General features: G+C 51.5%; 18 protein-coding genes and 1 riboswitch. Of the genes, 7 read left to right on the top strand and 11 right to left on the bottom strand.

Translation table 11 applies throughout. The annotated features are described in order from the left end of the window. The gene (gene hemE, locus EX31_RS16830; RefSeq protein ID WP_013577399.1) at nucleotides 1–1,065 is read right to left on the bottom strand and encodes a uroporphyrinogen decarboxylase; all 1,065 of its coding nucleotides are present in this window, start codon (nucleotides 1,063–1,065) and stop codon (nucleotides 1–3) included. A gap of 71 nt (nucleotides 1,066–1,136) precedes the next feature. Then, a complete protein-coding gene (gene nudC, locus EX31_RS16825) occupies nucleotides 1,137–1,913 on the bottom strand; it encodes an NAD(+) diphosphatase (protein ID WP_037035723.1) in 777 nt (258 codons plus the stop codon). Between the two features lie 99 nt (nucleotides 1,914–2,012). Here nudC and EX31_RS16820 point away from each other — a divergent pair, with 99 nt between their 5' ends. The 7 genes from EX31_RS16820 to thiH all read left to right on the top strand — a co-directional run bounded on the left by EX31_RS16820 (nucleotide 2,013) and on the right by thiH (nucleotide 8,360). After that, a complete protein-coding gene (locus tag EX31_RS16820; RefSeq protein WP_037035722.1) occupies nucleotides 2,013–2,528 on the top strand; it encodes an Rsd/AlgQ family anti-sigma factor in 516 nt (171 codons plus the stop codon). A gap of 73 nt (nucleotides 2,529–2,601) precedes the next feature. After that, nucleotides 2,602–2,728, top strand: a riboswitch (TPP riboswitch). Nucleotides 2,729–2,850: 122 nt separating this feature from the next. Beyond that, entirely contained in the window at nucleotides 2,851–4,815 is a 1,965-nt protein-coding gene (thiC, locus tag EX31_RS16815; protein WP_037035720.1) for a phosphomethylpyrimidine synthase ThiC, read from the top strand. Then, entirely contained in the window at nucleotides 4,812–5,465 is a 654-nt protein-coding gene (gene thiE / locus EX31_RS16810) for a thiamine phosphate synthase (RefSeq protein WP_037035719.1), read from the top strand. Before thiC ends, thiE begins: the two co-directional genes overlap by 4 nt. Continuing rightward, the gene (locus EX31_RS16805; RefSeq protein WP_037035717.1) at nucleotides 5,458–6,207 is read left to right on the top strand and encodes a HesA/MoeB/ThiF family protein; all 750 of its coding nucleotides are present in this window, start codon (nucleotides 5,458–5,460) and stop codon (nucleotides 6,205–6,207) included. Before thiE ends, EX31_RS16805 begins: the two co-directional genes overlap by 8 nt. Next, the gene (gene thiS, locus EX31_RS16800; RefSeq protein WP_037035715.1) at nucleotides 6,204–6,404 is read left to right on the top strand and encodes a sulfur carrier protein ThiS; all 201 of its coding nucleotides are present in this window, start codon (nucleotides 6,204–6,206) and stop codon (nucleotides 6,402–6,404) included. The genes EX31_RS16805 and thiS overlap by 4 nt, the downstream gene beginning before the upstream one ends. A 1-nt stretch (nucleotide 6,405) precedes the next feature. After that, nucleotides 6,406–7,185 carry a thiazole synthase gene (locus tag EX31_RS16795; RefSeq protein ID WP_037035714.1) on the top strand — a complete coding sequence of 260 codons (780 nt, stop codon included), beginning with the start codon at nucleotides 6,406–6,408 and terminating at the stop codon, nucleotides 7,183–7,185. Further along, nucleotides 7,182–8,360 carry a 2-iminoacetate synthase ThiH gene (gene thiH / locus EX31_RS16790; protein ID WP_037035713.1) on the top strand — a complete coding sequence of 393 codons (1,179 nt, stop codon included), beginning with the start codon at nucleotides 7,182–7,184 and terminating at the stop codon, nucleotides 8,358–8,360. Before EX31_RS16795 ends, thiH begins: the two co-directional genes overlap by 4 nt. Before the next feature lie 231 nt (nucleotides 8,361–8,591). On the opposite strand, the gene rpoC is transcribed toward thiH, so the two are convergent. The 9 genes from rpoC to tuf form a co-directional block, all read right to left on the bottom strand. Next, the gene (gene rpoC / locus EX31_RS16785) at nucleotides 8,592–12,812 is read right to left on the bottom strand and encodes a DNA-directed RNA polymerase subunit beta' (RefSeq protein ID WP_013577408.1); all 4,221 of its coding nucleotides are present in this window, start codon (nucleotides 12,810–12,812) and stop codon (nucleotides 8,592–8,594) included. 91 nt (nucleotides 12,813–12,903) lie between these two features. Further along, the gene (gene rpoB, locus EX31_RS16780) at nucleotides 12,904–16,932 is read right to left on the bottom strand and encodes a DNA-directed RNA polymerase subunit beta (RefSeq protein ID WP_013577409.1); all 4,029 of its coding nucleotides are present in this window, start codon (nucleotides 16,930–16,932) and stop codon (nucleotides 12,904–12,906) included. A gap of 332 nt (nucleotides 16,933–17,264) precedes the next feature. Beyond that, nucleotides 17,265–17,630: a 50S ribosomal protein L7/L12 gene (gene rplL, locus EX31_RS16775; RefSeq protein ID WP_013577410.1), complete on the bottom strand. Its 366-nt coding sequence runs from the start codon at nucleotides 17,628–17,630 to the stop codon at nucleotides 17,265–17,267. Between the two features lie 66 nt (nucleotides 17,631–17,696). After that, on the bottom strand, nucleotides 17,697–18,194 hold the full coding sequence (rplJ, locus tag EX31_RS16770; protein ID WP_013577411.1) for a 50S ribosomal protein L10: 498 nt from the start codon (nucleotides 18,192–18,194) through the stop codon (nucleotides 17,697–17,699). A gap of 337 nt (nucleotides 18,195–18,531) precedes the next feature. After that, nucleotides 18,532–19,236 carry a 50S ribosomal protein L1 gene (gene rplA / locus EX31_RS16765; RefSeq protein WP_013577412.1) on the bottom strand — a complete coding sequence of 235 codons (705 nt, stop codon included), beginning with the start codon at nucleotides 19,234–19,236 and terminating at the stop codon, nucleotides 18,532–18,534. A gap of 3 nt (nucleotides 19,237–19,239) precedes the next feature. Then, complete coding sequence (rplK, locus tag EX31_RS16760; RefSeq protein ID WP_013577413.1) at nucleotides 19,240–19,668, bottom strand: 50S ribosomal protein L11; 429 nt, start codon at nucleotides 19,666–19,668, stop codon at nucleotides 19,240–19,242. A gap of 171 nt (nucleotides 19,669–19,839) precedes the next feature. Further along, nucleotides 19,840–20,385, bottom strand: coding sequence for a transcription termination/antitermination protein NusG (nusG, locus tag EX31_RS16755; RefSeq protein ID WP_013577414.1), 546 nt, complete (start codon nucleotides 20,383–20,385; stop codon nucleotides 19,840–19,842). Further along, entirely contained in the window at nucleotides 20,385–20,768 is a 384-nt protein-coding gene (secE, locus tag EX31_RS16750; RefSeq protein WP_013577415.1) for a preprotein translocase subunit SecE, read from the bottom strand. The genes nusG and secE overlap by 1 nt, the downstream gene beginning before the upstream one ends. 253 nt (nucleotides 20,769–21,021) lie before the next feature. Next, a partial coding sequence (tuf, locus tag EX31_RS16745) for an elongation factor Tu (protein ID WP_037035711.1) occupies nucleotides 21,022–21,899 on the bottom strand: 878 nt, incomplete at its 5' end.

Genomic DNA, 21,899 nt, shown 5'->3' with positions numbered 1-21,899 from the left:
TCACTCGTGATATTGCCGGGACAGGCTATGCACCGCTTCCACAAAGGCACCCGCATTTTCCGGCGGGACATCCTGATGAATGCCGTGGCCCAGATTGAACACATGACCATTGCCTTTGCCGAAACCGGCCAGAATGGTCTCCACTTCCTGTTCTATACGCACAGGCGAGGCATACAACATTGAAGGATCCATGTTGCCCTGAATCGCGACTTTGTCACCCACACGACGGCGTGCATCGGCAATATCGGTGGTCCAGTCCAGACCCAGCGCATCGCACCCCGTTGCGGCCATCGCTTCCAGCCACTGACCACCGCCTTTGGTAAACAGAGTCACCGGCACACGACGTCCTTCGTTTTCACGGATCAGACCATCAACAATTTTGTGCATATAGTTCAGGGAGAATTCGCGGTAATCGCGAGGAGTCAACACGCCGCCCCAGGTGTCAAAAATCATCACAGACTGGGCACCAGCTTTGATCTGTGCATTAAGGTAAAGAATGACGCTGTCTGCCACTTTATCGAGTAACAGATGCATAGTCGCCGGATCGGCGTACATCATCTTTTTGATTTTGGTGAAGGCTTTACTGCTGCCTCCTTCTACCATATACGTCGCCAGCGTCCACGGGCTGCCGGAGAAACCGATAAGCGGCACTTCACCTTGCAGGTTTTTACGGATGGTACGCACGGCATTCATGACATACCCGAGTTCCATTTCAGGATCCGGAACCGGCAGTTTTTCGACATCGGCACGATTCGTCAGTGGTGAAGAAAAACGCGGGCCTTCACCGGCTTCAAAATAGAGCCCCAGCCCCATCGCATCAGGAATGGTCAGGATGTCAGAGAACAGGATCGCCGCATCCAGCGGATAGCGACGAAGCGGCTGCAAAGTCACTTCACAGGCCAGCTCGGCATTCTTGCACAGCGACATAAAATCACCGGCTTCAGCGCGGGTTGCTTTGTACTCCGGCAAATAACGACCAGCCTGACGCATCATCCAGACCGGTGTAATGTCCACTGGCTGACGTAACAAAGCACGCAGGTAACGGTCGTTTTTCAACTCATTCATTCTTGCTCTTTCCTTCAGTATTCGGGCCGCCCGACAATCATCTGACAGCATTCTATCACGTAAAATCGCCTCTACTCTTCGTGTTCGGCACGACAAAGGGCAACGGTGTCTTCAATCAGGCGGCGTGCAATCGTCCCGGGCGGTGGCAACTGCGGCAATGCATCAAAGCGATACCAGTTCGCGTTAACCAACTCTTTCGGGTCATGCTGTATGTCGCCACTGTCGTAATCCGCCATAAATGCCATCATCAGCGAATTGGGGAACGGCCAGGGCTGGGAACTGATGTAACGGACATTTTTCACCCGGATGTTACTTTCTTCCATCACTTCACGTGCCACAGTTTCTTCCAGGGTTTCTCCGACTTCCACGAAACCCGCCAGAACCGTGTGAATACCATTACGATGACGGACATGCTGCGCAAGCAAAATCTCATCCCCCTTACGGATAGCCACAATGATGCAGGGCGCAATCTGCGGATAATAGCGTTCGCGACAGTGCCCGCAGAGTGCAGCCCACTCGGTTTTGCTGACGTGCATTTCATGTCCGCAGTAACCGCAAAACTTGTGAGAACGGTAAAACTCTGACAACTGCACACCACGCCCGACCAACTGGAATAATCCGCGATCCTGATCCAGCAACTGACGGGCGGAAACCATATGGTTTGGCATCGTCTGACGAACCAGCCAGAAAGGTTCGCCCTGCCATTCGCCGATCTGCCGCGCTGTTTTACCGGTCAGAGAAAATTGTGCGGCGCTGCCAAACGGCAGTTCACCCTCAGGCAGCCATAGCTTGCCTTCCTGGCTGATGATCCACCAACCGTTGTGTTGCTCAGTAATCTGTAATTCCATAATTGTTGTTGCATAACCTCGTCGGGACTGACAATCTGAGTAAGATATTTACATATTAGTAACTTTTGGTTACTTTTTTTGTCGCTCACGGAGTCAACCATGCTAAATCGTCTGGAAAGACTGACCCAACGCGTTGGTGGCAGTAATGAGTTAGTGGATCAATGGCTGCACGCACGCAAAGAACTGCTGGTTTCGTACTGCACTTTCGTCGGTCTGAAACCCAATAAAGAAAAACATACACCTTTGAATGAAAAGGCGCTGGACAGTTTTTGCCATCATCTGGTCGACTATCTTTCTGCCGGGCATTTTCATCTCTATCCACGCATCATTGAAGAAGTCGATGGCGCAGGCAGCCCGAAAAAAGTACAGGCGGCAAAAATCTACCCTGCTCTGGAGCTGAATACTGAAGCTATCATGGCTTTCCATGACAGTTACACAGAAACTGATATTAACGATGACAATGCTTTCGCGTTTCACTATGCATTATCGGATATCGGTGAGGCATTAGATGCCCGTTTTCAACTGGAAGATCAATTAATTATCATGGCTTTTGAGCCTGCCCCGGAGAGTGTGCCACCTTCGGAAAATGAACCTGATCTCGCCAGACCGGCTTAACACGTTGCCACAATAAAACCCTGCTCAGGGTTATGGTTTTACTTGTAGTTTAAAAAAACGCCTCCTATATTGAGGCTTCTTGTCGGAGTGCCTAGCGCATAATTTTCTGTTGAGAATTACGCCAGGCTGAGACCGTTAATTCGGGATCCGCGGAACCTGATCGGGTTAGTACCCGCGAAGGGAACAAGAGTAATGTTATGCGTTCAGCGCAATCAGGCATCTGCCTGCATAAGGCCGCCCGTGCTGCACCGCCCATTTTTACTCCTGCCGTAAACCTCCTGACAAGCAATTTTCCATCACGTTTTTTTGCGAGGAATTTGCTATGTCGAGTACCCAAAAACCCGTTATTTCTGAAAAGAAACCGTCAAATCGCCGTCAACAACGCGCGCAGGCGCAGTCGTTTATCGACAGCTTGCAGGGCGAAGCTTTCCCCAACTCCCGGCGTATTTATCTTGAAGCTGACCGCGAAGATATCCGCGTGCCGATGCGTGAAATCCAGCTCAGCCCGACGCTGGTCGGCGGCGGCAAAGACAATCCGCAGTTCGAAGAAAACGAAGCAATTCCTGTTTACGACACCGCCGGACCTTACGGTGATCCGGCGGCAGTTATCGACGTGCATACCGGTCTGGGAAAATTACGCGCCCGCTGGATAAACGAGCGTGCGGACACGCAGGAACTTTCACAGGTCAGTTCCGGTTTTACTCAGCAGCGGCTGGCGGACGACGGGCTGGACCACCTCCGCTTCGAACACCTGCCGCGCCCTCGCAAAGCCATTGCGGGTAAAAATGTCACGCAACTGCATTACGCCCGCAAGGGCATCATCACACCTGAGATGGAATTTATCGCCATTCGCGAAAATATGGGGCGTGAACGGATCCGCGGCGAGGTTCTGCGCCAGCAACATCCCGGCGAAAGCTTTGGCGCGCATCTGCCCGCCAGTATCACTGCAGAGTTTGTGCGACAGGAAGTGGCAGCCGGGCGCGCGATTATTCCCGCCAACATTAACCACCCTGAATCAGAGCCGATGATCATCGGGCGTAATTTCCTGGTGAAAGTGAACGCTAATATCGGCAACTCGGCGGTGACATCTTCCATCGAAGAAGAAGTGGAGAAACTGGTGTGGTCGACACGCTGGGGCGCGGACACCGTAATGGATCTCTCCACCGGACGTTATATACATGAAACCCGTGAATGGATCCTGCGTAACAGTCCGGTACCGATCGGCACCGTGCCGATTTATCAGGCCCTGGAAAAAGTGAACGGTGTGGCCGAAGATCTGAACTGGGAAATATTCCGCGATACATTGCTTGAACAGGCCGAGCAAGGCGTCGATTACTTCACCATTCACGCCGGTGTGTTGCTGCGTTATGTGCCGATGACCGCCAAACGCCTGACCGGGATCGTGTCGCGCGGCGGTTCGATCATGGCGAAATGGTGTCTGTCACATCATCGCGAAAGCTTCCTGTTTGAGCATTTCCGCGAGATCTGTGAAATCTGCGCCGCCTATGATGTCTCGCTTTCATTGGGCGACGGCCTGCGTCCGGGTTCGATTCAGGATGCCAATGACGAAGCACAATTCGCCGAATTACGCACGCTGGGCGAACTGACCAAAATTGCCTGGGAATACGATGTTCAGGTGATGATCGAAGGTCCGGGACATGTGCCGATGCAGATGATCCGCCGCAACATGACCGAAGAACTCGAGCATTGTCACGAAGCCCCGTTCTATACCCTTGGTCCGCTGACTACCGATATCGCGCCGGGTTACGATCACTTCACGTCCGGTATTGGCGCCGCGATGATTGGCTGGTTTGGCTGCGCCATGCTCTGTTATGTCACGCCGAAAGAGCATCTGGGCCTGCCGAACAAAGAAGACGTTAAGCAGGGTTTGATTACCTACAAAATCGCAGCACATGCTGCCGATTTAGCTAAAGGCCATCCCGGTGCCCAAATCCGCGATAACGCCATGTCAAAAGCGCGTTTCGAATTCCGCTGGGAAGATCAGTTTAATCTGGCTCTCGATCCGGCAACGGCACGCGCCTACCACGATGAAACGCTGCCGCAGGAATCCGGCAAAGTTGCACACTTCTGCTCGATGTGTGGCCCGAAATTCTGCTCGATGAAAATCACTCAGGAAGTTCGCGATTACGCCGCTGCGCTTGAAGCCAAAGCCCAGCCAATAGAACTCGTTGAATCCGGTATGGCGCAGATGTCTGCCGAATTCCGTTCGCGCGGCGGTGAGCTTTATCACCCGGCCGATAACCTCAGTTCGGAGAGCAGCAAATGAATCCGTCCTCTCAATCCTTTCCTGCCGTTCCATTCCACCTCGGTTTATATCCGGTCGTTGATACCGTGGAATGGATTGCCCGTCTGCTGGACGCGGGCGTTAAAACACTGCAACTGCGTGTGAAAGATTTGCCTGATGAGCAAGCCGAGCCAGCAATTATTGATGCCATCGCGCTCGGCAAAAAATATCAGGCGCGGTTATTCATCAACGATTACTGGCGTCTGGCGGTCAAGCATCAGGCGTATGGCGTGCATTTGGGTCAGGAAGATCTGGATACTGCCGATCTTGAGGCTATCCGTCAGGCCGGCTTACGGCTGGGCGTTTCCACGCATGACGATGCTGAAATGGCACGCGCTGTCGCGGTGAATCCTTCGTACATCGCCCTCGGCCATATCTTCCCGACGCAGACCAAAGATATGCCTTCGGCGCCGCAAGGGCTGGCAGAACTCACCCGACATGTTAAGAAGCTCGATGGCAGCTTTCCGACGGTGGCCATTGGTGGGATCAGCATCGACCGCGCGGCGTCGGTTCTCGACTGCGGCGTCGGCAGTATAGCCGTCGTCAGTGCCATTACGCAGGCGGCGGACTGGCGTGCAGCAACGGCACAACTGCTGGCCTTATGCGCCAGCAAGGTGCCGCAAGATGTTTAACGATGCGGCTTTTATGCGCTACAGCCGCCAGTTGATGCTGGAGGAATTCGGTCCGCTGGCACAGGAAAAATTACAGGCGGCGAAAGTACTGATTGTCGGCCTTGGTGGCCTCGGCTCTCCCGCAGCCTTGTATCTGGCAGCAGCAGGCGTAGGTAAGCTGATTCTGGCCGATGACGATCAATTGCATATCACCAATCTTCAGCGGCAAATCCTCTACCGTACGGCAGATCTCGATCAGCCCAAAGCCGTTCTGGCAAAGCGTGAACTGCTGCGCCTGAATCCGCTTTGCGAAGCGGTGGCCATCACGGAACGTCTGTCGGGAGAAGCATTGACCCGTGCCGTATCGGACGCCGATATCGTTCTGGATTGCAGCGATAACATGGAAACCCGGCATGCAGTTAATAAAGTTTGTGTGGATGCCGGTAAAACCTTGATCAGCGGCAGCGCCGTCGGATTCAGCGGACAACTTCTGGTTATTGAAGCCCCTTACGCTCACGGTTGTTACGCCTGTTTATATCCGGATCAGGAAACCGTACAGCGCAACTGCCGTACATCCGGCGTGCTCGGCCCGGTGGTCGGTACCATCGGTACATTGCAGGCACTGGAAGCGCTGAAGATTCTGGCTGGCCTGCCTTCTGTACTGAGCGGCAAATTACGTCTGTTCGATGGAAAAACGCAAAACTGGCGTTCACTGCAACTCACGCGTTCATCTGCCTGTGCCATCTGCGGAGGCCACGTGTGAACATTCTGGTCAATGATGAACCACACCAATTCAGTCAACCGCTCACGTTACTAAACCTGCTCAATTTGCTGGCGTTAAACCCTGCAGGCAGCGCACTGGCGGTTAACCAGGTCATTATCCCCCGTGATAACTGGCCAGCTCATTTACTGGAAGACGGTGATGAGATCTTGCTCTTTCAGGCGATAGCCGGAGGCTGACATGTTAAAAATTGCTGATACCACATTCACGTCGCACCTTTTTACCGGAACAGGAAAATTCGCCAGGCCGGCGTTGATGCAACAGGCGCTTGAAGCTTCTGGCTCTCAGCTGGTGACTATGGCGATGAAACGCATCGATCTGCGTCGCGGAGGTGATGATATTCTGTCTCCTCTGCAACAGCTCGGCATCCGTTTGCTGCCCAATACATCGGGCGCTAAAACAGCTGAAGAGGCAGTATTTGCCGCGCAACTGGCAAGAGAAGCACTGGGCACAAACTGGGTGAAACTTGAAATTCATCCCGACGTAAAATATCTGCTGCCCGATGCCGTTGAAACATTGAAAGCCGCAGAGATTCTGGTGAAACAGGGATTTGTTGTTTTGCCGTATTGCAGCGCAGATCCGGTGCTGTGTAAACGTCTGGAAGAAGCGGGCTGCGCCGCCGTCATGCCGCTGGGTGCGCCGATCGGTTCCAATCAGGGGCTGCAAACCCGTGATTTTCTGCAAATCATCATCGAGCAGGCTCGCATTCCGGTCGTTGTTGATGCTGGCATTGGTGCACCAAGTCAGGCCGCTGAAGCGCTGGAAATGGGGGCCGATGCCGTGCTGGTCAATACAGCGATTGCTGTCGCAGGTGATCCAGTTGCTATGGCAACGGCATTCAGGCTGGCCGTTCAGGCCGGGATTATCGCCCGTCAAAGCGGATTAGGCGGCAGACAACGACACGCCAGCGCATCCAGCCCGCTGACCGGTTTCCTCAATACCTCGCAGGTGTTGTCATGAATAACTTCACAGATGTGTGGTCAACGCTGGACTGGGATGATATTTCGCTGCGTATCAATAGCAAAACATCCCGTGATGTCGAACAGGCGCTCAGCCGCAACAAAATCAGTCGTGAAGATTTCATGGCATTGATTTCTCCCGCCGCGCTGCCTTACCTGGAACCGATGGCGCAACGCGCGCAACAACTCACGCGCCAGCGATTTGGCAATACGGTGAATTTCTTCGCGCCGTTGTATTTATCCAATCTTTGCGCCAACGAATGTACGTATTGCGGCTTTTCGATGAGCAATAGAATCAAACGTAAAACGCTGGACGAAGATGAAATCAGGCGGGAATGCGAAGCGCTGAATGCGCTGGGTTTCAAACATCTGTTGCTGGTCACCGGCGAACATAAGGGAAAGGTCGGCATGGACTATTTCCGCCGTCATTTCCCCGTGATCAGAAGCCATTTCGATTCACTGATGATTGAGGTTCAGCCGCTGCAACAGCAAGAATATGCTGAGCTGAAAACGCTGGGGCTGGATGGCGTGCTGGTTTATCAGGAAACCTATCACGCGCCTGCCTATGCTTTGCATCATCTTCGCGGACAGAAACAGGATTTCTTCTGGCGGCTGGAAACACCAGACCGGCTCGGGCGTGCGGGAATCGACAAAATCGGTTTGGGGGCGCTGTTCGGACTTTCTGGCAACTGGAGGACTGACAGCTATATGGTGGCCGAACATTTGTTGTATCTGCAACAAACCTACTGGCAAAGTCGCTATTCGGTGGCGTTTCCAAGACTGCGACCCTGTACCGGTGGTATCGAACCGGCTTCCCTGCTGGAAGAAAATCAGCTGTTACAACTGATTTGCGCTTTCAGAATGCTCGCGCCGGATGTCGAGCTCTCACTGTCGACACGCGAATCTCCCTATTTCCGGGATCACGTTATTCCGCTGGCGATCAACACTGTCAGTGCAGGATCTAAAACACAGCCCGGTGGCTATGCCGATAATCATCCTGAACTTGAACAATTTGCACCGCACGACAACCGTTCACCTCAGCACGTAGCGAACGCATTGACCCGAGCCGGGCTGCAACCGGTCTGGAAAGACTGGGACAGTTTTTTGGGGCGCGTCTCGCAGGAAAATGTCGCCGGATGGCAAACAAGTAAACTCTCAGGAATGCAGATTCCATAAAGTAATTTTGCCCCTCGCACCAGCAGGCCAGGAGCATTAATGTGCTTTTGCCACTGCATATTCGCAACTGGCCGGCGCCACTCATCCCGGCGCTGCTTCCAAATAGCCGGAACAGGTTATCGTCCAGTTCCCTGTTCCGGCTCCTCTTTTCAGATCGTTTCAACTCGCACACTTCAGGCAAAAAAAAACCGCTCCCGAAGGAGCGGTTCTATGCGTTTCGACAGAAGACGATTAATCGTCGCTGTTACCGAAACCTGCGTTCAGCAGTTCAGCCAGGTTAGCCGTTGCTTCATCCGCGCTGACTTGCGGTACAACTGGCACTTCGCCTTGTGCTTTACGGCGTGCACGATCCTGGTGATAAGCGTAACCGGTACCGGCTGGGATCAGACGGCCAACGATAACGTTCTCTTTCAGGCCACGCAGTTCATCACGTTTACCCGCAACAGCGGCTTCGGTAAGAACGCGCGTGGTTTCCTGGAACGACGCTGCAGAGATGAAGGATTCGGTCGCCAAAGAGGCTTTGGTGATACCGAGCAGATCACGGGTAAAGGTCGCCGTGATTTTGCCTTCAGCTTCCAGCTGGCGGTTAGCGATTTTAACGCGAGACATTTCTGCCTGCTCGCCTTCCAGGAAGTCAGTGCCACCAGCGCTAACGATGGTGCCTTTACGCAACATCTGACGAACGATAACTTCGATGTGTTTATCGTTAATCTTAACGCCTTGCAGACGGTAAACTTCCTGCACTTCGTTGGTGATGTAGCGGGTAACCGCGTGAACACCACGTAAGCGCAGAATGTCGTGCGGAGACTCAGGGCCGTCAGATACGACGTCACCACGTTCCACAACTTCGCCTTCGAACACGTTCAGCTGACGCCATTTAGGAATCATTTCTTCGTAAGCATCGCTGCCATCCAACGGAGAAATTACCAGACGACGTTTGCCTTTGGTTTCTTTACCGAAGGAGATGATCCCGCTGATTTCAGCAAGGATTGCAGGCTCTTTCGGACGACGTGCTTCGAACAGATCAGCAACGCGTGGCAGACCACCGGTGATGTCCTTGGTACCGCCGGATTCCTGAGGAATACGCGCCAGGGTGTCACCAGAGTGGATCTGAGTACCATCTTCCAGCTGAACAATCGCTTTACCAGGCAGGAAGTATTGAGCAGGCATATCAGTACCTGGGATCAATACGTCGTCGCCTTTAGCATCAACGATTTTCAGTGCAGGACGCAGGTCTTTACCGCTACCGGTACGCTCTGCAGAGTCCAGAACCACCAGAGAAGACAAACCGGTCAGGTCGTCGGTCTGGCGTGTGATGGTCTGAGTATCCACCATATCGGCAAAGCGAATGAAACCACTCACTTCACTGATAACTGGCATGGTATGCGGATCCCAGTTAGCCACGGTTTCGCCGCCGTTAACAGATGCGCCATCACCTTTGCCCATCACGGAACCGTAAGGCACTTTATAGCTTTCTTTGGTACGACCGAATTCGTCGATCAATTTCAGCTCAGTGTTACGGGAAGTGATAACCAGTTTGCCGTTAGAGTTGCTAACATGCTTGTGGTTGCTCAGCTTAATGGTACCGGTGTTCTTAACCTGAATGCTGGATTCTGCTGCCGCACGAGATGCCGCACCACCGATGTGGAACGTACGCATCGTCAGCTGGGTACCCGGCTCACCGATGGACTGTGCTGCAATAACACCGATCGCTTCACCTTTGTTGATGATGTGACCACGTGCCAGGTCGCGACCGTAGCAGTTTGCACACACACCAAAGTCGGTTTCGCAACTTACGACTGAACGTACTTTCACACTGTCGACAGAGTTCTCTTCTAACAGATCACACGTCTTCTCGTGAAGCAGGGTGTTACGTGGAACCAGGATATCCGCCGTACCCGGCTTGAGGATATCTTCTGCAGTCACACGACCCAGCACACGTTCGCGCAGTGGTTCTTTAACGTCGCCACCTTCGATGACAGGAGTCATCATGATGCCTTCGTGAGTACCACAGTCGTCTTCGGTCACGACCAGATCCTGTGCCACGTCAACCAGACGACGGGTCAGATAACCGGAGTTAGCCGTTTTCAGTGCGGTATCCGCCAAACCTTTACGAGCACCGTGAGTAGAGATGAAGTACTGGAGTACGTTCAGACCTTCACGGAAGTTCGCGGTGATTGGCGTTTCAATGATGGAACCATCTGGTTTCGCCATCAGGCCACGCATACCAGCCAGCTGACGAATCTGTGCAGCAGAACCACGCGCACCGGAGTCGGCCATCATAAAGATACTGTTGAAGGAAACCTGCTGTTCAACAACACCGTCACGGTTGACGACGTCTTCAACAGACAAGTTTTCCATCATTGCCTTAGCAACACGTTCGTTGGCCGCAGCCCAGATGTCGATCACTTTGTTATAGCGTTCGCCAGCAGTGACCAGACCAGACTGGAACTGTTCCTGGATTTCAGCAACTTCGGTTTCTGCTTCTTCGATGATCTCTGCTTTCTTCGCAGGGATTACCATGTCATCGATACCTACTGACGCGCCTGAACGGGCAGCGTAAGCAAAACCGGTGTACATGATCTGGTCAGCAAAAATAACGGTCGGCTTCAGGCCCAAAATGCGGTAACAGGTGTTCAGCATTTTGGAGATAGCTTTTTTGCCCAGAGGCTGGTTGACAATCGAGAACGGCAGACCTTTTGGCACGATCATCCACAGGATGGCGCGACCGACAGTCGTGTCGATAATCGACGTCTTGTGCGTAACTTCGCCTTCGGTATTTTTGATCTCTTCGGTGATACGCACTTTGACACGCGCATGCAGAGAGGCCAGACCGCCGCGATAAATACGCTCAGCTTCTTTAGGACCGGTCAGAACCATGCCTTCGCCTTTGGCGTTAACACAGTCACGGGTCATATAGTACAGACCCAATACAACGTCCTGAGAAGGAACGATGATTGGCTCGCCGTTCGCAGGTGACAGGATGTTGTTGGTAGACATCATCAACGCACGCGCTTCCAGCTGGGCTTCCAGCGTCAACGGTACGTGAACAGCCATCTGGTCACCATCGAAGTCGGCGTTATATGCCGCACAAACCAGCGGGTGCAGCTGGATTGCTTTACCTTCGATCAGAACCGGTTCAAACGCCTGGATACCCAAACGGTGCAGGGTTGGTGCACGGTTCAGCAGTACCGGGTGTTCGCGGATAACTTCGTCCAGGATATCCCAAACGACAGCTTCTTCGCGCTCAACCATTTTCTTAGCGGCTTTGATGGTGGTGGCCAGGCCACGCAGTTCCAGCTTGCCGTAAATGAACGGTTTGAACAGTTCCAGTGCCATTTTCTTCGGCAGACCACACTGGTGCAGACGCAGGTATGGACCTACGGTGATAACGGAACGACCCGAGTAGTCGACACGTTTACCCAGCAGGTTCTGACGGAAACGACCCTGTTTACCTTTAATCATGTCTGCCAGAGATTTCAGCGGACGCTTGTTAGAGCCGGTGATTGCACGACCGCGACGGCCGTTATCCAGCAAAGCATCTACCGCTTCTTGCAGCATACGTTTTTCGTTACGTACGATGATGTCTGGCGCAGCCAGATCCAGCAGGCGTTTCAGACGGTTGTTACGGTTGATAACGCGACGATACAGATCGTTCAGATCTGACGTTGCGAAACGGCCGCCGTCCAACGGAACCAATGGACGCAAGTCTGGCGGCAGTACCGGCAGCACAGTCAGGATCATCCACTCTGGTTTGTTACCAGACTGAACGAACGCTTCCAGCAGCTTGATACGCTTGGTCAGCTTCTTACGTTTGGTTTCGGAGTTGGTTTCGTTCAACTCTTCACGCAGTTGCTCGCACTCTGCTTCCAGGTCCATGTTTTTCAACAGAGCCTGAATTGCTTCCGCACCCATCTTCGCGTCGAACTCATCACCAAACTCTTCCAACGCATCCAGATACTGCTCTTCAGTCAGGATCTGGCGTTTTTCGAGGTTAGTCATGCCGCCTTCGATAACCACATAGGATTCGAAGTACAGAACACGTTCGATGTCACGCAGTGGCATATCCAGCAGCAAACCGATGCGCGATGGCAGCGATTTCAGGAACCAGATGTGTGCAGTCGGGGAAGCCAGTTCGATGTGGCCCATACGCTCACGGCGTACTTTAGTCTGGGTCACTTCAACGCCGCACTTCTCGCAGATCACGCCGCGATGTTTTAAACGCTTGTACTTACCGCACAGGCATTCGTAGTCTTTTACTGGTCCGAAAATACGGGCACAGAAAAGGCCGTCACGTTCTGGTTTGAACGTACGGTAGTTAATGGTTTCTGGCTTCTTAACTTCACCAAAAGACCAAGAACGGATCATGTCTGGCGATGCCAGAGCAATTTTGATCGCATCAAACTCTTCGGTCTTAGTTTGCGCTTTCAGAAACTTTAGTAAGTCTTTCACGGATTGGCTCCCGTCGGGTTAGACCTGTTAGGCACCTGGTCTGTATTGATTAACAGGCAGGTGCCCCTGTGATCAGTGCGAATTCGAGTACTTACTCGTCTTCCAGCTCGATGTTGATACCCAGAGAACGGATTTCTTTCAACAGTACGTTGAAGGATTCCGGCATGCCTGGTTCCATACGATGATCGCCATCTACGATGTTTTTATACATCTTAGTACGGCCATTCACGTCATCGGACTTAACAGTCAGCATTTCCTGCAGGGTATATGCGGCACCATATGCTTCCAGTGCCCACACTTCCATCTCACCGAAGCGCTGACCACCGAACTGAGCTTTACCACCCAGCGGCTGCTGAGTAACAAGGCTGTAAGAACCGGTAGAACGCGCGTGCATCTTATCGTCAACAAGGTGGTTCAGTTTCAGCATGTACATGTAGCCGACGGTAACCTGACGCTCGAATTGCTCGCCGGTACGGCCGTCAAACAGTGTGATCTGACCAGAGGTTGGGATTCCGCCCATTTCAAGCAGTTGCTTGATCTCTGTCTCTTTCGCACCGTCGAAGACTGGTGTCGCGATTGGCATACCTTTTTTCAGGTTCTCAGCCAGACGCAATACTTCGTCATCGGTAAAGGTGGTCAGATCCACTTTCTGACGTACGTCGTCGCCCAGATCATAGGCACGCTGGATGAACTCGCGCAGCTTAGAAACTTCTTCCTGTTTCTTCAGCATGGCATTGATTTTTTCACCAATACCTTTCGCGGCCATACCCAGGTGGGTTTCCAAAATCTGACCAATGTTCATACGTGATGGAACGCCCAGCGGGTTCAGTACGATATCAACAGGAGTCCCGTTTTCATCGTAAGGCATATCTTCGATCGGGTTGATCTTGGAGATAACACCTTTGTTACCGTGGCGGCCTGCCATTTTGTCACCCGGCTGGATTTGACGTTTAACGGCCAAATACACTTTAACGATTTTCAGCACACCTGGTGCCAGATCATCGCCCTGAGTGATTTTACGACGCTTAGCTTCGAGTTTTTTCTCAAACTCGGATTTCAGTTCGTCGTACTGTTCAGCAAGCTGTTCCAACTGATTCTGTTTGTCTTCGTCAGTCAGTGACAGTTCTAACCAACGATCGCGAGGCAATTTGCCCAGCTTGTCAGCTTCAACACCGCCAGCAACCAGCGCAGACTGGATACGTGCAAACAGACCGGCTTCCAGGATCTGCAGTTCTTCAGTCAGGTCTTTCTTCGCCTGCTTCAGCTGCATCTCTTCGATTTCCAACGCACGCTTGTCTTTTTCCACGCCATCGCGGGTGAAGACTTGCACGTCGATAACCGTACCGGACACGCCGTTTGGTACACGCAGAGAAGAGTCTTTAACGTCAGACGCTTTCTCACCGAAGATCGCACGCAGCAGTTTCTCTTCCGGCGTCAGTTGGGTTTCGCCTTTAGGCGTTACCTTACCCACCAGAATGTCACCACCGGTCACTTCAGCACCGATATAAACGATACCGGATTCATCCAGTTTGGAGAGCGCAGCTTCACCCACGTTAGGGATGTCAGCGGTGATCTCTTCAGGCCCTAACTTGGTGTCACGGGACACACATGCCAGTTCCTGGATATGGATGGTCGTGAAGCGGTCTTCCTGCACAACACGTTCGGAGACCAAGATGGAGTCTTCGAAGTTGTAACCGTTCCAAGGCATGAACGCGACACGCATGTTCTGACCCAGAGCCAGTTCGCCAAGATCTGTAGACGGACCATCTGCCAGCACGTCGCCGCGCTCGATTGGCTCGCCCAGATTCACACACGGCATCTGGTTGATGCAGGTGTTCTGGTTAGAACGGGTGTATTTGGTCAGGTTATAAATGTCGATACCTGCTTCGCCCGGGTACATCTCTTCTTCGTTAACACGAATAACGATACGGGATGCATCCACGTACTGAACAATACCGCCACGTTTGGCTACGGCAGTCACACCGGAGTCAACTGCTACAGCACGTTCCATACCAGTACCTACCAGCGGCTTATCAGCGCGCAGAGTCGGAACTGCCTGACGTTGCATGTTCGCACCCATCAATGCACGGTTGGCGTCATCGTGTTCCAGGAATGGAATCAATGAAGCACCAACGGATACAACCTGTTGGGTGGAAACGTCCATGTAGTCAACCTGATCGCGGCTGAAGAGGCTTGATTCGCCTTTGCTACGACAAGTGACCAGGTCTTCAATGAAGCGCCCTTCTTCGTCCAGGTTGGAGTTCGCCTGAGCGATTACGAAGTTGCCTTCTTCAATGGCAGACAGATAGTTGATTTCATCAGTCACCAGACCATCACGCACGCGACGGTAAGGGGTTTCCAGGAAACCGTACTCATTGGTCTGCGCATAGACAGACAAGGAGTTGATCAGACCGATGTTTGGACCTTCTGGCGTTTCGATTGGACATACGCGACCGTAGTGAGTCGGGTGTACGTCTCGAACTTCAAAGCCAGCACGTTCACGGGTCAAACCGCCCGGGCCCAATGCAGAGATACGACGCTTGTGCGTGATCTCAGACAACGGGTTGTTCTGGTCCATAAATTGTGACAACTGGCTTGAGCCGAAGAATTCTTTCACCGCAGCCGAGATCGGCTTAGCGTTGATCATATCCTGAGGCATCAGTGTGTCGAGGTCGCCCAGAGACAGACGCTCTTTAACAGCACGCTCAACACGAACCAGACCAACACGGAATTGGTTTTCAGCCATTTCGCCGACGGAACGAATACGACGGTTGCCCAAGTGGTCGATATCATCCACTTCGCCCTGGCCGTTACGAATGCCGATCAGCTTTTTCATTACCTGAATGATGTCGTCTTTGCTCAGGATACCTGAACCTTCGATTTCATCACGCAACAGAGAACGGTTGAACTTCATACGACCTACAGCAGACAGGTCGTAACGATCTTCAGAGAAGAACAGGTTCTCAAACAGGCTTTCCGCCGCTTCACGCGTTGGTGGCTCACCAGGACGCATCATTCGGTAGATCTCAACCAGTGCGCTCAGGCGATCGCTGGTTGGGTCGACGCGAATGGTCTCGGACATGTACGCGCCATGATCGAGGTCGTTGGTGAACAGCGTTTCAATGGTTTTGTGACCGGACTGGCTCAGTTTAGCAAGCAGGTCCAGAGACAATTCCATGTTAGCCGGGACGATCAGCTCACCGGTATTGGTGTCGATGTAGTCTTTAGAGACCACTTTCCCTGCGATGTATTCAACAGGAACTTCGATGCGCTGAATTTCGTCTTTTTCAAGCTGACGAATATGACGGGCTGTGATGCGGCGGCCTTTTTCTACATAGACTTTGCCGTCAGCTTCGATATCAAAGGAAGCTGTTTCACCACGCAGGCGCTCAGGTACCAGTTCCATCTGCAACTTGTTGTCGCGGATCTGGTAAGTCACCTTGTCAAAGAACAGGTCAAGGATCTGTTCAGTCGTGTAATTTAATGCACGCAGAATGATGGTCGCAGGCAATTTACGGCGACGGTCAATACGTACAAACAGGTTGTCTTTCGGGTCAAACTCGAAATCTAACCATGAACCGCGGTAAGGGATGATACGCGCGTTATAAAGCACTTTACCCGAAGAGTGGGTTTTACCCTTATCGCTGTCGAAGAATACGCCCGGACTACGGTGCAGCTGAGATACGATAACCCTCTCAGTACCGTTGATCACAAAGGTACCATTTTCGGTCATGAGCGGAATTTCGCCCATATAGACTTCTTGTTCCTTGATGTCTTTGACCGTACCTTCTGGTGCTTCACGTTCGTAGATTACCAGGCGCAGTTTTACGCGCAGTGGCGCGGAGAACGTCACACCACGGATCTGGCATTCTTTAACGTCGAATACAGGCTCACCAAGACGGTAGCTAACGTATTGCAGCTCAGAGTTACCGCTGTAGCTCTTGATAGGGAATACAGAACGGAATGCAGCTTCCAGACCGTACTGGCCTTCCGGATCTTGCTCGATAAACTTCTGGAACGAGTCAAGCTGGATAGAAAGGAGATATGGAATGTCCAAAACTTGTGGACGTTTACCAAAATCCTTACGAATGCGTTTTTTCTCGGTATAGGAGTAAACCATAGGGTTCCTCAGCTCGCTGATCAGTGACCCAATCTTGTCTGCCCTGAGAAGGACAGTTCATGCAACACCGTTTATGTCGACCGGAAAGCAGAAACGCTTCCCGCAATATCTGTTTTCTACCACTCTTAAATCATTTCGTTGTGCGTTATCTGTAGATGAGCTACAGCAAGAGGCAACAATATATTAAGGCGTCTATAGAAAGAGATATTAGAGTAGTTCAGTGCTCAAACAGTGTGAAACACCACTGACACTCTATAGCGCAAAAAGGCTGGTGACTAAAAAGTCACCAGCCATCAGCCTGTTAGGACAGGCTGCACTCCGGGAAGTTAAACTTACTTAACTTCAACAGAAGCACCAGCTTCTTCCAGAGATTTTTTCAGAGCTTCAGCGTCGTCTTTGCTGATGCCTTCTTTCAGAGCTGCTGGAGCAGACTCAACCAGGTCTTTCGCTTCTTTCAGACCCAGGCCAGTCGCGGTGCGAACAGCTTTGATAACTGCAACTTTGTTCGCGCCAACAGCGGCCAGAACAACGTCGAACTCAGTTTTTTCTTCAACAGCTTCAGCAGCAGCAGCAGGACCTGCAACAGCAGCAGCAGCAGAAACGCCGAATTTTTCTTCCATAGCGGAGATCAGTTCAACGATTTCCATTACAGACAGAGCTGCAACGCCTTCAATGATTTGTTCTTTAGTGATTGACATTTCAAGTGTTCCTAGAATTCAGAAATAGTTTATACGTAAGCAAATGAACGAGATAAAAAAGGCTGATTAAGCAGCTTCTTTCTGATCGCGTACAGCAGCCAGAGTGCGAACCAATTTGCCTGCAGAGGCTTCTTTCATGGTTGCCATCAGGCGTGCGATTGCTTCTTCGTAAGTAGGCAGAGTTGCCAAGCGGTCAATTTGAGCCGCAGAGATAAACTCACCTTCAAAGGCCGCAGCTTTAACCTCAAATTTTGCATTCGCTTTAGCGAAATCTTTGAACAAACGGGCAGCAGCGCCTGGGTGTTCAGTAGAGAATGCAATCAAGGTTGGACCGACAAACGTGTCTTTCAGGCACTCAAACTGAGTACCTTCTACGACGCGACGCATCAAGGTGTTGCGAACAACACGCATGTAAACGCCAGCTTCACGACCTGCTTTACGCAGTTCAGTCATTTTATCTACAGTTACGCCACGAGAATCCGCAACAACCGCAGACAGCGCGCCTTTGGCTACTTCGATGACTTCAGCAACAATCGCTTGTTTGTCTTGAAGATTTAATGCCATTAGCTTTTTGCTCCTGGATTTAGCCGGGGAAAACCCCCGGAACTCACATCACTTGTCATCGAGAATCGATAATAAGCGTTCAAACACGGTGAGCAGAGAATCCAGCAAAGACAAATCTTAATTCTTTATAAAAAAGACAAAGAAATATTTTCTTCAGGCTCTGTCACCGTCTACGCAGGAAGGATTAAGCCCCTTTCAGGACACCTGCGGTCTTGGACGGAGGTCTGGATAGGCCAGACTCCAACCGAAAAATCTTGGTTTCGCATTAACGAAACAACGGGCCATAGATTCTAGACAAATCTATCGCCCGCGTAAAGCGATAAACGTCAGCAGTTAATTAGCTAACTGTTGCGCTCAGGCCGCTTTGATCAACAGAAAGACCCGCACCCATGGTAGTGGACAGACTTACTTTCTTGATGAAAACGCCTTTAGCCTGGGAAGGCTTCGCTTTTTTCAGAGCGACCAACAGAGCTTCCAGGTTTTCTTTCAGCTTGTCGGATTCGAAATCAACCTTACCGATAGTGGTATGGATGATGCCGTTTTTGTCGTTACGGTAACGAACCTGGCCTGCTTTAGCGTTCTTAACCGCTTCAGCAACGTTAGGTGTTACAGTACCAACTTTCGGGTTAGGCATCAGACCGCGTGGGCCCAGAACCTGACCTAATTGGCCAACAACGCGCATTGCATCTGGCGATGCGATAACAACGTCGAAGTTCATTTCGCCTTTTTTGATCAGGTCAGCCAGATCTTCCATACCTACCAGTTCAGCGCCTGCAGCTTTAGCAGCTTCAGCGTTTGCACCTTGGGTGAAGACGGCAACGCGAACAGAACGACCGGTGCCGTGTGGCAGTACGGTTGCGCCGCGAACGTTTTGATCTGATTTACGAGCGTCGATGCCGAGGTTAACAGCAACGTCAACGCTTTCTACGAATTTAGCAGTGGCCAGCTCTTTGAGCAGAGCAACGGCTTCGGTGATGTCATACTGTTTAGTAGCATCAACTTTGTCACGGATCACGCGCATGCGCTTGGTCAGCTTAGCCATTTATTAATCCTCCACTACCAGGCCCATGGAACGAGCAGTACCTTCGATGGAGCGAGTCATCGCTTCAACGTCAGAACCAGTCATGTCCGCAGCTTTGGTTTCTGCGATTTCACGAACCTGAGCACTCGTTACTTTACCCACTTTGTCTTTGTTCGGCTTGCCGGAACCAGACTTGATACCAGCCGCTTTCTTCAGCAGTACTGCTGCAGGAGGGGTTTTGGTAACAAAGGTGAAAGAACGGTCAGAATAAACAGTAATAACAACAGGAATTGGCAGGCCTTTTTCCATGCTATCAGTCTTAGCATTGAACGCCTTACAGAATTCCATGATGTTCACGCCTTGTTGACCCAGAGCTGGACCAACTGGCGGACTTGGGTTTGCCATACCGGCTGCAACTTGCAGCTTAACGTAGGCTTGTACTTTCTTGGCCATGGTAAATATCCTCGTTTGGGTGATATCGCCTGTTTGAAGAGGCTCCCCGTTATTTACAGAACTTGGTTCTTTACGTGCAGAGGCTGCACATAAAAACAAAAGGCGCGAAATTATAGTTCAATTTCGCGCCTTGTACAACATCTGTTCTAATGAATGTTTAGAACGTTGTTGTTAGCCTTTTTCAACCTGACCGAAGTCCAGTTCAACCGGTGTTGCACGGCCAAAAATGGAAACAGACACTTTCAGGCGACTTTTCTCGTAATCAACTTCTTCGACCACACCATTGAAGTCCGCAAACGGACCGTCATTAACACGTACCAGTTCACCTGGTTCGAACAACGTTTTAGGACGTGGTTTATCACCCACTTGTTGCAGGCGATTCATGATCGCATCAACTTCTTTATCGCTGATTGGTGCAGGACGATCTGACGTTCCGCCAATGAAGCCCATAACACGAGGAACGCTGCGAACTAAGTGCCAGCTGGCGTCATTCATCACCATCTGTACCAGCACATAACCTGGGAAGAATTTACGTTCGCTTTTACGGCGCAGGCCACCACGAATCTCAACCACTTCTTCGGTTGGAACCATGACTTCACCAAACAGTTCTTCCATGTCATGTAATTTGATGTGCTCACGCAGCGATTGTGCTACGCGGCCTTCAAAGCCAGAAAACGCCTGAACGACGTACCAACGTTTTTTAGGTGCTTCAGACATTAGAACCTCAAGCCAGTAATGAAAGATACCAGGCGGACTAAAATACCATCCAGCCCCCACAGAATCAGTGACATAACGGCAGTTACCGCAGCAACGATCAGTGTGGTATGCAATGTTTCCTGGCGCGTTGGCCAAATGACTTTACGTACTTCAGTACGCGCTTCACGAGCAAACGCGACCGTCGCTTTGCCTTTAGTGGTCAGTAAAGCCACTGCGCCTGCAATTGCGATAATAACAACTACGGCTAACGCGCGTAACGGCAGGCTGTATGCACGGTAATAATAGTTACCGACAATAGCTACAACCAACAAAACGGCAACAATCAGCCACTTTACCGCTTCCAGGCCGCGCCCGCTCCCTTGAGCCTCGGTATTCGCACTCATAAACCAACCCGTCACAATGATTCAGAACAAACAACTTTGCCTCGCATTGCGAGGCAAACCAAACCGATCGATGCTCTACTTGAGCGCAATTCGGTGTTTTACGCTATATCTCAGAGCCTATCTCACCAGTGATTATGACGTATAAATCGCTGATGAGATAGGTTCTAGCGCCACAGCGTAGAAAAAAGGGCATCGAATGATGCCCTTTTAGTGTGTATTACGTCAACGAATAGTGACAAAAAACTATCAGCGATTAAGCGATAACTTTAGCAACAACACCAGCACCTACAGTACGGCCGCCTTCACGGATTGCGAAACGCAGACCGTCATCCATCGCGATTGGGTGGATCAGGGTAACAACCATGTTCACGTTGTCACCAGGCATAACCATCTCAACGCCTTCTGGCAGTTCGATAGTACCGGTCACGTCAGTTGTACGGAAGTAGAACTGTGGACGGTAGCCTTTGAAGAATGGAGTATGACGACCACCTTCATCTTTGCTCAGGATGTACACTTCGGAATCAAACTTGGTGTGTGGTTTGATTGAACCTGGTTTAGCCAGAACCTGACCACGTTCGATATCTTCACGTTTGATACCACGCAGCAGAACACCAACGTTCTCACCAGCACGGCCTTCGTCCAGCAGTTTGCGGAACATTTCAACGCCCGTACAAGTAGACTTAACAGTGTCCTTGATACCGACGATTTCAACTTCTTCGCCCACTTTAACGATACCGCGCTCTACACGACCGGTAACAACTGTACCACGGCCGGAGATGGAGAATACGTCTTCGATTGGCAGCAGGAATGGCTTATCGATAGCACGCTCTGGCAATGGAATGTAGCTGTCCAGTGCTTCTGCCAGTTCGATGATTTTCGCTTCCCAAGTGGCATCGCCTTCCAGTGCTTTCAGCGCTGAACCTTTGATGACCGGGATGTCGTCGCCTGGGAATTCGTAAGCAGACAGAAGTTCACGAACTTCCATTTCTACCAGTTCCAGCAGCTCTTCGTCATCTACCATGTCGCATTTGTTCATGAACACGATCATGTATGGAACGCCAACCTGGCGACCCAGCAGGATGTGCTCACGAGTCTGAGGCATAGGGCCGTCAGTTGCAGCAACAACCAGGA

This window comes from Rahnella sp. WP5 (assembly GCF_000745615.1).
Classification (GTDB): domain Bacteria; phylum Pseudomonadota; class Gammaproteobacteria; order Enterobacterales; family Enterobacteriaceae; genus Rahnella; species Rahnella aceris.
The sequence above is the reverse complement of the archived record's forward strand: the minus strand, read 5'-3'. Positions and strand labels throughout refer to the sequence as shown.